Annotated in this window: 10 protein-coding genes; 6 read left to right on the top strand and 4 right to left on the bottom strand. The window is 47.2% G+C overall.

What is annotated here, in order from left to right; translation table 11 throughout:
- Positions 1–65: 65 nt before the first annotated feature.
- Together B2089_RS00405 and B2089_RS00400 are read left to right on the top strand one after the other, a co-directional pair.
- Positions 66–959, top strand: coding sequence for a prephenate dehydrogenase (locus tag B2089_RS00405; protein WP_296323515.1), 894 nt, complete (start codon positions 66–68; stop codon positions 957–959).
- 66 nt (positions 960–1,025) lie between these two features.
- Complete coding sequence (locus tag B2089_RS00400) at positions 1,026–1,556, top strand: adenine phosphoribosyltransferase (RefSeq protein ID WP_296323521.1); 531 nt, start codon at positions 1,026–1,028, stop codon at positions 1,554–1,556.
- A 194-nt stretch (positions 1,557–1,750) separates the two neighbouring features.
- Here B2089_RS00400 and eda read toward each other — a convergent pair whose 3' ends face one another.
- Positions 1,751–2,722: a bifunctional 4-hydroxy-2-oxoglutarate aldolase/2-dehydro-3-deoxy-phosphogluconate aldolase gene (eda, locus tag B2089_RS00395; protein ID WP_296685297.1), complete on the bottom strand. Its 972-nt coding sequence runs from the start codon at positions 2,720–2,722 to the stop codon at positions 1,751–1,753.
- A 338-nt stretch (positions 2,723–3,060) separates the two neighbouring features.
- Between eda and B2089_RS00390 the strand changes: the two genes are divergently transcribed.
- Positions 3,061–3,654 carry a TetR/AcrR family transcriptional regulator gene (locus B2089_RS00390; RefSeq protein ID WP_296321567.1) on the top strand — a complete coding sequence of 198 codons (594 nt, stop codon included), beginning with the start codon at positions 3,061–3,063 and terminating at the stop codon, positions 3,652–3,654.
- 47 nt (positions 3,655–3,701) lie between these two features.
- On the top strand, positions 3,702–4,274 hold the full coding sequence (locus B2089_RS00385) for a flavodoxin family protein (RefSeq protein WP_296321570.1): 573 nt from the start codon (positions 3,702–3,704) through the stop codon (positions 4,272–4,274).
- Positions 4,275–4,299: 25 nt separating this feature from the next.
- On the opposite strand, the gene B2089_RS00380 is transcribed toward B2089_RS00385, so the two are convergent.
- The gene (locus B2089_RS00380) at positions 4,300–4,557 is read right to left on the bottom strand and encodes a Txe/YoeB family addiction module toxin (protein WP_296321573.1); all 258 of its coding nucleotides are present in this window, start codon (positions 4,555–4,557) and stop codon (positions 4,300–4,302) included.
- Positions 4,557–4,820, bottom strand: coding sequence for a type II toxin-antitoxin system RelB/DinJ family antitoxin (locus tag B2089_RS00375; RefSeq protein ID WP_296321576.1), 264 nt, complete (start codon positions 4,818–4,820; stop codon positions 4,557–4,559). Before B2089_RS00375 ends, B2089_RS00380 begins: the two co-directional genes overlap by 1 nt.
- Positions 4,821–5,035: 215 nt before the next feature.
- Here B2089_RS00375 and leuS point away from each other — a divergent pair, with 215 nt between their 5' ends.
- Both leuS and B2089_RS00365 read left to right on the top strand, forming a co-directional pair.
- The gene (leuS, locus tag B2089_RS00370) at positions 5,036–7,576 is read left to right on the top strand and encodes a leucine--tRNA ligase (protein WP_296321578.1); all 2,541 of its coding nucleotides are present in this window, start codon (positions 5,036–5,038) and stop codon (positions 7,574–7,576) included.
- Positions 7,577–7,642: 66 nt separating this feature from the next.
- Positions 7,643–8,254, top strand: a complete 612-nt coding sequence (locus B2089_RS00365; protein WP_296321580.1) for a hypothetical protein — start codon at positions 7,643–7,645, stop codon at positions 8,252–8,254.
- 63 nt (positions 8,255–8,317) lie between these two features.
- On the opposite strand, the gene B2089_RS00360 is transcribed toward B2089_RS00365, so the two are convergent.
- Entirely contained in the window at positions 8,318–9,400 is a 1,083-nt protein-coding gene (locus B2089_RS00360; protein WP_296321582.1) for an alpha/beta hydrolase, read from the bottom strand.
- Positions 9,401–9,636 lie beyond the last annotated feature (236 nt).

Genomic DNA, 9,636 nt, shown 5'->3' with positions numbered 1-9,636 from the left:
TCCTAAATGTATTTGGAACGGACAGGAGACTTCCCCCCCCTAAAAAAATCTGTTAAACTGATTTTATGGAACTGAAACACGCGACATACGGAATAGTAGGATTGGGAATCATGGGCGGCTCTTTCGCCAAATCCATTCGTCAGAACATTTTAAGTCAGGCGGGAAGCACGGGTAAAATCCTCGTCTGCAACCGAAGCACGGCCTGTCTCTCTCAGGCAAAGAGTGAAGGCGTTGCCGACGAAACCTTTACCAGCGACAATGTGGCAAAAATGCTCCCTGAATGCGATGTGGTATTCGTGTGCCTCTATCCCCATGCCACGCTGGATTTCATGAAAGAACACAGGAATCACTTTAAGAGCGGAGCCATCATCACGGACATTTCCGGCGTGAAAGGCATTTTTGAAAAATCCATGCCGGAAATTCTCCGGGCCGACACAGACTTTATCATCGGGCACCCCATGGCCGGGGGCGAAAAGGAAGGCTATGCCAATTCCGACGCCCGCTTTTTCGTCAACCACAATTACATTCTCTGCCCCAGTGACTTCAACAAGGCCGAAAACCTTGACTTCATGCGCTCACTGGTGGCCGAAATGGGCTTTACCCGAATCACCGAAACCACCTGCGACACCCATGACTGGAAAATCGGCTTTACAAGCCAGCTCTGCCATGTAATCGCCAGTGCCCTTGTGGAAAGTGCCGAAGACCCCGAAATCACGGCTTTTGGCGGCGGCTCCTTCGAGGATTTGACGCGAATCGCCATGATTAACGCCCCCCTGTGGACGGAGCTTTTCATCTCCAACAAGGAAAAGCTGGTCACCCACATCGAAAATTTTGAAAAGCAGATGGAGCGGTTCAAGACTTATATAAAAGAAGAAAATGCAGATGCCCTGCGGGACATGCTTTCCCACACCCGTGAGCAGAGGCTCAAAATGGGGTCAATCCGCACGGTAAAGAAATAACTGCGATCTAAAAATGATAGACGATAAGCGGTCAAAGTGTTAGAATAATTTGTTATGTCTACAGCAATTTATGATGAAATATTAGATAAGGCAATTCGCCGTGTTCCAGATTTTCCAAAACCCGGCATTCTCTTTTTTGATGTCACAAGCATTTTCACGAACCCGTCCGCTTTCAAGCACGCGATTGACCGCATGGTAGAAATTTACTCTGAGCGAAAGCCGGACGCAATCGCAGCCGTTGAGTCACGGGGCTTTCTTTTCGCAGCCCCTCTGGCAGACCGTCTTGGTCTTCCGCTGGTCTTAATCCGCAAAAAAGGCAAGCTCCCTGGCGATGTCTACCGGGCAAGTTATTCCCTTGAATACGGGGAAGCCACAATCGAAGCCCACAAGGCCGACATCGAAAAAGGCAAAAAATATCTCGTAATTGACGACTTAATCGCAACTGGCGGCACATTGAACGCCAGCAAAAATCTCATTGAACAGGGCGGCGCTACTGTGGCAGAATTCTTCGGAATCATCGGCATCCCGGAGCTGAACTACCGCGAAGCACTCGCTCCAACTCCAGTCACCACGCTGATTGACTTGTCAGAGAAATAATCCACAGATAGGGAGCGTAAAAATTGCAGGGCAATTTTAGCGAGTCTCCCGAAGAGCTGTGCTCGTAGGGGCACAGAGTTCACAGAGATTTTTTTACAAATCGTATAACAAAAAAATAACCTCAGTCACAAACAGCATGACTGAGGTTATTTTTTTCGCAGACGAACATCTATCTGCGTGTATCTGCGTCTAAATTATGCGCGTTTCAAGTGGATTGCAAATCCGCCGACTTCTTTGTCGAGGTAAACGACCTTGAGTGGAGAAGCGTTCTCTTTGCCAGTCCATTTTTCTGTTCCGGCAACAGGTTTGAATCCGAATTTCTCAAGGTAAGCCAAAGCACGCTCAACATTGTTGCAGACTACAGAGATGTGTCCGTGAGTTCCGCGACCGTCCTGCTTCATGATTTCAATCTGGTCAGAAGCGAAGATTGAAGAGTTGCCGACTTTTGCAGCGAATCCGAATGGATCGAAGCCTTCAGCGATTTTTGCAGCGTCGTCAGGGTTCTTAGCGTTGATTCCCCAGTGATCGATGTGGAAGTTGTGCATTGCTTTTACAGCGTCTTTACAAATCTGGGTGATTTCGTCCCATTTGCAGCCTTCGATGAGTGGCTTTTTGACCATCCAGGTACCGCCCATACAGAGGATGTTCTTGCGTTTTGCATATTCGCCAACATTCTCAGTTGTAACGCCACCAGTTGGCATGAATGTACACTGTGGGAAAGGACCACCGAAGTCATCGATGATTTTGTATCCGCCCTTGCGCTCAGCAGGGAAAAGCTTCAAGTGTGTGACACCCTTGTTGATACAAGCAGTGATTTCTGAAGGATTAGAGATACCAGGCATAGTTGGAACATTGTTTTTGATACACCAGTCAACGACATCAGGATTATATCCCGGTGAAACGATGAATTTTGCACCGGCCTTAACAGCCTTTTCTGCCTGCTCAACATTGAGAACAGTACCAGCACCAACGAGCATGTCAGGCTCAGCCTTAATCATAGCCTCGATAGCCTCTGCAGCACATGCAGTGCGGAAAGTAACCTCGCTAGCAGGAAGACCGCCCTTTACGAGAGCGTGAGCCAAGTCAGCTGCCTTTGAAGCATCTTCAATTGCGACAACAGGAATGATACCGATGTCACGGAATGTGTCATAAATGTCTTTTGCCATTTCTAAAAGCCTCTTAAATAAAGAATATTGAATCATTGTACAGCAATTCACATTTAAAGTGAAGATGAATTTTTAGGGCGCAATTTTATCGTCTACCGCTGTTCCGCTGCTTGCTCACGCGCGGTCGTCCGCTTACGCTTTCGACTGGCTTCGCCACAGCTTCATAGCGGGCGCGCATTTTTTCTCTACTGTTCAATTTTTCTGCAATGATGATGAATGTAATTTTTTCAGGCGATTTCTTTAGCAACCTTAAAAGTTCAAATTGGGAAAAAGTCTTGACAATATTATTTAACAATGTTAATTTATCGCTGTTAAATATCACTGCACAGGAAGGAATCATGCGAAATCCCAATCCAAATATAATGCCCCTCATAAAAAAGCGGACACTTGAACTGCTTATGCAGAAAAATCCCGACCAAATCGGCATGAGGGACATTGCACAGAATTGCGGAATCACCGCCACCAGCATCTATCATTACTACAGGGACAAGGACAAACTTTTTCAGGAAATTTCCCTGGACTGTCTTTACGAGCTTAACGAAAAAATCAAAGAGGCCACAGAAAAAGGAGATTCATTCAAAAATCAGACCAAAAACGCAATTTCTGTCTTCCGCGACTGGTGCTTTGAAAATCCCCGGCTCTCCCTTCTTGTCATGGAAGGAATCAAATCCGCGGAGGATGCCAGCCCAGAGCTTATCGAAGAATACTATGTCTGTAACCGCACGGGCGAAGAACTTCTTAAAAAGGCAATCGAAAAAGGCACCGCCCGTTCAGAAAATCCCCGTCTGGACATTGGCATTTTGGTCTCAGGCTTGTGGGGATGCATCGAATCTGTCCTGCTCAAAAAAAGCGATGTGGAATACTGGGAAAAGGAGCTGGCTTTCACGGACAGATTCATCAGCTTGTGGATGGATTCAATTTTTACGGAATAAAACATTATGCAAGGCCGCTAACGCGGAGTTTTTAAAGGAGGAAGCTCATGAAAATCCTGATTCTGAACGGAAGTCCCCGAAAAAATGGAAAAATCTCCCGGCTGCTTCACACTGCCGAAAAAGCCCTGCTGGAAAAAGGCGATTCCGTCACATTCATAGATGTTTCTTCTATTATGTTCAAGCCCTGTGCCGGCTGCATGGCCTGCCGCTCAAAAGGAAGCTGCATTCTTCCCCAGGATGACGCCCACAGCATCGCCGAAGAAATCAAAAACTGCGACGGAATCATCGCGGGAAGCCCTGTCTACTGGGGAAACATAAACGGCCAGTTAAAATGCCTTTTTGACAGGCTGGTTGCCTCAATGATGGGAGAGTCAAAGCTGGGGCTTCCCCTTCCGCTTCACAAGGGCAAAAAAGCCGTCATCATCACTTCCTGCACCACGCCTTTCCCATTCAACATCCTCGCCGCCCAGACGACAAAAGCCGAAAAAGCCCTCAAAGAAATACTGGGATACTCAGGATTTAAAGTCACAAGGAAAATCCGCCTGGCCGGAACCAAGGGCATGAAAGAAGTGCCGGAATCAGCCCTAAAAAAAGCCCGAAAGTGTGCAAAGACCTTTTAGCGAATTATTCAGGGAGCACAGTTTTTTATTCGTAATGCCCCCTACAGGAAACGATAATTATATGCTCGCCGTCTTGCTTGTAAACAATACGGTTGCTATCATCAATTCGACGGCTCCACCAGCCTGACAAATTTTCTTTCAAAGGTTCGGGCTTGCCAATTCCATTATAACTATCGCGCTGAATATCTTTGATGAGTGAGTTTAGTTTTTTTAATGTTTTTTTATCCTCTGATTGCCATGCACAGTAATCTTCCCATGCCTTTTCGTGCCAAAGTATTTTCACTAGTCCACCTCAATCAGCTCGTGCTCGGTCAATTTTGCCCTGCCGCTGTCCACATCATCAATGATTTTTTTCAAATGCTCCATGTTGCTCTCGGAATAAAATGGGTCAAGAGAGAGGTCAAAGGGAATTCTGCGTTCCCGCACAACTTTCTTTGCGAACATTTTGAATGCCGTCGTAATCGTCAAGCCCAGCTGCCCGCAAACATCTTCAAATGAGTTTTTTTCTTCTGTGTCCATTCTGAAATTTACCATCGTCTGTGCCATAATCAACCTTCCTTGCTAAAAAATATAATGCAAATTACATCAACTGTAAAGCAAAATAAGGCAATTATTATTCAGGGCGCGCATTTTTTCTCTACTGTTCAATTTTTCTGCAATCTGTTATTATTTATCCACAGATTAACACAGATTATTTTAGTTTATAAAAATCCCATCCGCGTTCATCTGCGTAAATCCGCGTCAAAATTCAGGAGATAAAAATGTATCCTTTTAAAACAATTGAGCCAAAATGGCAGAAATACTGGGACGAGCACAAAACATTCAAAGCCGTCGAAGATCCTTCAGTTCCAAAAGAAAAGCGACGCTATGTCCTTGACATGTTCCCTTATCCGTCGGGAGCCGGCCTTCATGTAGGCCACCCGGAAGGCTACACCGCCACCGACATTTACTGCCGCTTTTTGCGCATGAATGGCTACAATGTCCTTCACCCCATGGGATACGACGCTTTCGGTCTTCCTGCAGAAAACTATGCGATTAAAACAGGCACTCATCCTGCCACAACCACAAACGCAAATATCGAGCACTTCACCCAGCAGATTAAAGCCCTGGGCTTCAGCTACGACTGGGACCGGGAAATCCGCACCTGTACACCGGACTACTACAAGTGGACTCAGTGGATTTTCCTCCAGCTTTTCAAAAAAGGCCTGGCTTATGAGGCCGAGACTCCGATCAACTGGTGTCCAAGCTGTCTCACAGGTCTTGCAAATGAGGAAGTAAAAGAAGGCCACTGTGACCGCTGTGGCGCTCAGGTAACTCACAAGGTAATCCGCCAGTGGATTTTAAAAATCACCGCCTACGCAGACCGCCTTCTTGAAGATTTGGAAGGCTTGGACTGGCCGGAGAGCGTCAAGGCAATGCAGCGAAACTGGATTGGCCGCTCAGAAGGCGCGGAAGTCAACTTCACCGTCGCCGACAAGGACGGAAAGCCCACGGAGCAGAAGCTCACTGTCTACACAACCCGATGCGACACCCTCTTTGGCGCGACCTACATGGTAATCTCCCCAGAGCACAAACTTGTAAAATCCCTCACCACTCCTGAGCAGAAAGAAGCCGTTGAAAAATATGTGGCCGAAGCCGCAAAAAAGAGCGACCTTGAGCGAACCGACCTTGCAAAAGACAAGACCGGCGTTTTCTCAGGAAGCTACGCAATTAACCCGGTAAACGGAAAACTCATTCCAATCTGGATTGCTGACTATGTTCTCATCTCTTACGGAACCGGAGCCATCATGGCCGTTCCTGCCCACGACACGCGAGACTGGGATTTCGCAAAGAAATTCGGCCTTCCAATCATAGAAGTCCTTAAAAGCGAAGTTGATGTTCAGAAACAGGCATGGACAGAAGACGGAATCCATGTAAACTCAGAATTCTTAAACGGACTCAACAAAAAAGACGCAATCGCAAAAATGCTGGAATTCCTTGGCGAAAAGGGAATCGGCAAAAAAGCAGTAAACTACAAGCTCCGCGACTGGGTATTCAGCCGCCAGCGATACTGGGGCGAGCCAATTCCTTTGGTTCACTGCCCGGACTGCGGCATCGTTCCAATCCCAGAAGAAGAGCTTCCTCTTGAATTGCCGAATGTAAAGACTTACCAGCCGACAGGCACCGGCGAAAGCCCTCTGGCCGGAATCGACTCTTGGGTAAACTGCAAGTGCCCCAAATGCGGAAAGCCAGCCCGCCGAGAGACAAATACCATGCCTCAGTGGGCTGGAAGCTGCTGGTACTATTTGCGCTACATCGACCCGACCAACACAAAATGCTTTGCTGACAAGGCAAAGGAAAGCTACTGGATGCCAGTTGACTTGTATGTGGGTGGCGCCGAGCACGCCGTTCTTCACCTTCTCTACGCACGATTCTGGCACAAAGTTCTTTATGATTTGGGACTTGTCTCAACGAAAGAGCCTTTCCAGCGCCTTATCAACCAGGGCATGATTACATCATTCGCCTTCCAGAGGAAGAGCAAGTCTCTCGTTGCGGTAGACATGGTCGAAGAAAGGGATGGAAAATATTATTCAAAAGAAGACGGTGAGGAACTTGAGCGGGTCATCGCCAAAATGTCAAAATCCCTCAAAAATGTCGTCAACCCGGACGAGATGATTCAGAATTACGGAGCGGACAGCGTGCGCATGTACGAAATGTTCATGGGGCCGCTCACCGTCTCAAAACCATGGAACACCCAAGGCTTAATCGGCGTAAACCGCTTCCTTGACAAAATCTGGAACATGAGCGAGAAGCCGCTCTCTGACATCGACATCAGGGGAAAGCTGGACAAAGATTTGGCAGCCTTGCGAAAGACTTACGCAAAGACTGTCAAAAAGGTCACTGAGGACACAAACAACCTTGACTTCAATGTGGCCATCAGCCAGATGATGATTTTTATGAACGAGGCAAGCAAACTTGACTCTCTGCCCCGCGAAATGTGGGAGGGATTTGTCCTTCTTCTTTCTCCTTACGCTCCCCACATTGCGGAAGAGCTTTGGGAAAAGCTGGGCCACAAAGAATCCTGCGCTTACGCGAAATGGCCTGTCTTCAGCGAAGAGTTCTGCAAGGACGACACGAAAGAATTCCCGGTTATGATTAACGGTAAGCTCCGGGCAAAATTCGAGGCCGCCGCCAACACAGACAACGCAACGCTTGAAGCCATGGCAAAAGAAACCGAGGGCTTCAAAAAGTTCACCGAAGGTAAGACGGTTGCAAAAATCATCGTTGTTCCAGGAAAATTGATCAATGTTGTCGTAAAATAAAAGCGAATTCAAAAAATCGTGAATCGGAATCTAAAAAAGGGCAGATTTTTTCTACCCTTCATCCTTTTGCTCCTCACATCACTTCCCCTTCATGCAGAGGAAGGCGGGGCAAAGGATGAAAGCTTTTCTCAGACCGAAAGTTCTCTTCCTCAGGAAGAAAAAAAGGAAACAGAAGGACGAAAAAGAATTTTTTCACTGGACTTTTCAGCCTTGATTCTCGGCCTTTCAAATAACGGCTGGGGCTTAGGTTGTTCCTACGAGCAATATCTGGTCTATCACACGGCATTCAAAGCAGGATTTCAGCACTGCACTTTCATCAGAGATGGCTCGCTTTTCCCCACGGTAAATTTTTCCCTTGCCGCTGAATATTATCCCCTATCAAATTCCTTGGATAAATTGTATCTCTCCCTGGGCGGTGGCATGGATTATTTAGCTTACGACACTTCTGAATACGGAGAAAATGCCCAAAGCAATTTTATTTCTTTCATTTCAGAATTAGGCTGGAAGTGGCGGATTCATGAAAATGCAGCCCTAGACCTTCATGCAGGCTACAAATACATTTTCGAAGAATCGGACAAGATTATTCCGTCAGATTACGAAAAATATGTACGAAAAGGTGTTATCTGGGGAGTTGGTATAAAAATCAACATGGGGAAAATTATCAGAAAACTTTTTTAAAACTCAAGCTAAAAAAAAAGCATTACGATGACAGATTTTCCATCATTGTAATGCTTTATTTTTCTACTTCAAATACTTTCCGAAGAATTCCGCCAGTCGGTCGAAAGGAATGTAGTTCTTGTCGCCGCCGTCGTAAAGGTCGGTGTGGCTGGCTCCGGGGATAATCACCAATTCTTTGTTGTCTCCTGTGAGGCGCTTGAAGGCATCCTCTCCAAAGTAGCGGGAGTGGGCCTTTTCGCCGTGGAGAACCATGACCGCGTTCTGAATTTCGTCTGAATAGGCAAGGAGTTTTGTATTCATGAGGGAAGTTCCTGCCGTCACATTCCAGCCGCCGTTTGAGTTAAGGCTGCGCTCGTGGTAGCCGCGGGGAGTCTTGTAGTAGTCGTAGTAGTCCTTTACAAAATACGGTGCGTCTTCCGGGAGGGGGTCTACAACGCCGCCGCCCAGTTTGTAAGTTCCGCCTGCTTCCACAGCCTTGAAGTCTTCGATACGCTGAGCCATCAGAGCTTTTCTCGCTTCGTTCCTTGCATCGGCAGAGTTTGCGCTGTCAAAATAACCGTTTGCGGCCACCCGGCTCATGTCGTACATGGTTGAGGCAACAGTCGCTTTAATGCGGGTGTCGATTGCGGCAGTGTTCAAGGCCATGCCGCCCCAGCCGCAGATTCCGATGATGCCGATTTTTTCCGGGTCGATGTTGTCGCGGGTTGAAAGATAGTCCACGGCCGCCATAAAGTCCTCGGTGTTGATGTCAGGGCTGTTCATGTAGCGGGGCTCTCCGCCGGACTCACCGGTGTAGCTTGGGTCAAAAGCAAGGACTATGTAGCCCCGGCTTGCCATCTCGTTTGCATAGAATCCGCTTGCCTGTTCCTTTACCGCACCAAAGGGGCCACAGATTGCGATTGCGGCATTTCCTTTTGCTGCGGCATTTTTCGGCGCGTACAAGTCTCCTGAGAGCTCAATGCCAAAGTGGTTTCGGAAGGTAACTTTCGTGCGGCTTACATTTTCTGCAAGCTCAAAGGTGTAGTGCTCAGAGCCTGAACTGATTTTTGCTTTTGTGGGGGCTGCCATAGTCTTCTCCTTGCTGCAGGATGTCCCTGTAAGTGCCAGGGCAATTCCTGCAAGTACGATTGATTTGGTAAGTTTCATAAGGGTATCCCTATGCTTTTAATATAGCTGAGAAGCGCGGTTATTACCAATATTTTGTTTCTATGGCTAGTTATGCTTTTTAGGAATGACAGTAAATTCAATTGTCATTAAAAGGGGAAAGCCTTCCCCTACGCCCGCACTTCGTTGCGGTCTACCCTTTCTGCGGGGGGAAATCCCCCGCAACACCCCCCCTTAATAAAAATGAGACATTGTGTTAGATTATTATAGAACGAAAG

It is taken from the genome of Treponema sp. UBA3813, assembly GCA_002368605.1.
Taxonomy (GTDB): Bacteria; Spirochaetota; Spirochaetia; order Treponematales; family Treponemataceae; genus Treponema_D.
This window is presented reverse-complemented; position numbering and strand designations above follow the sequence as displayed.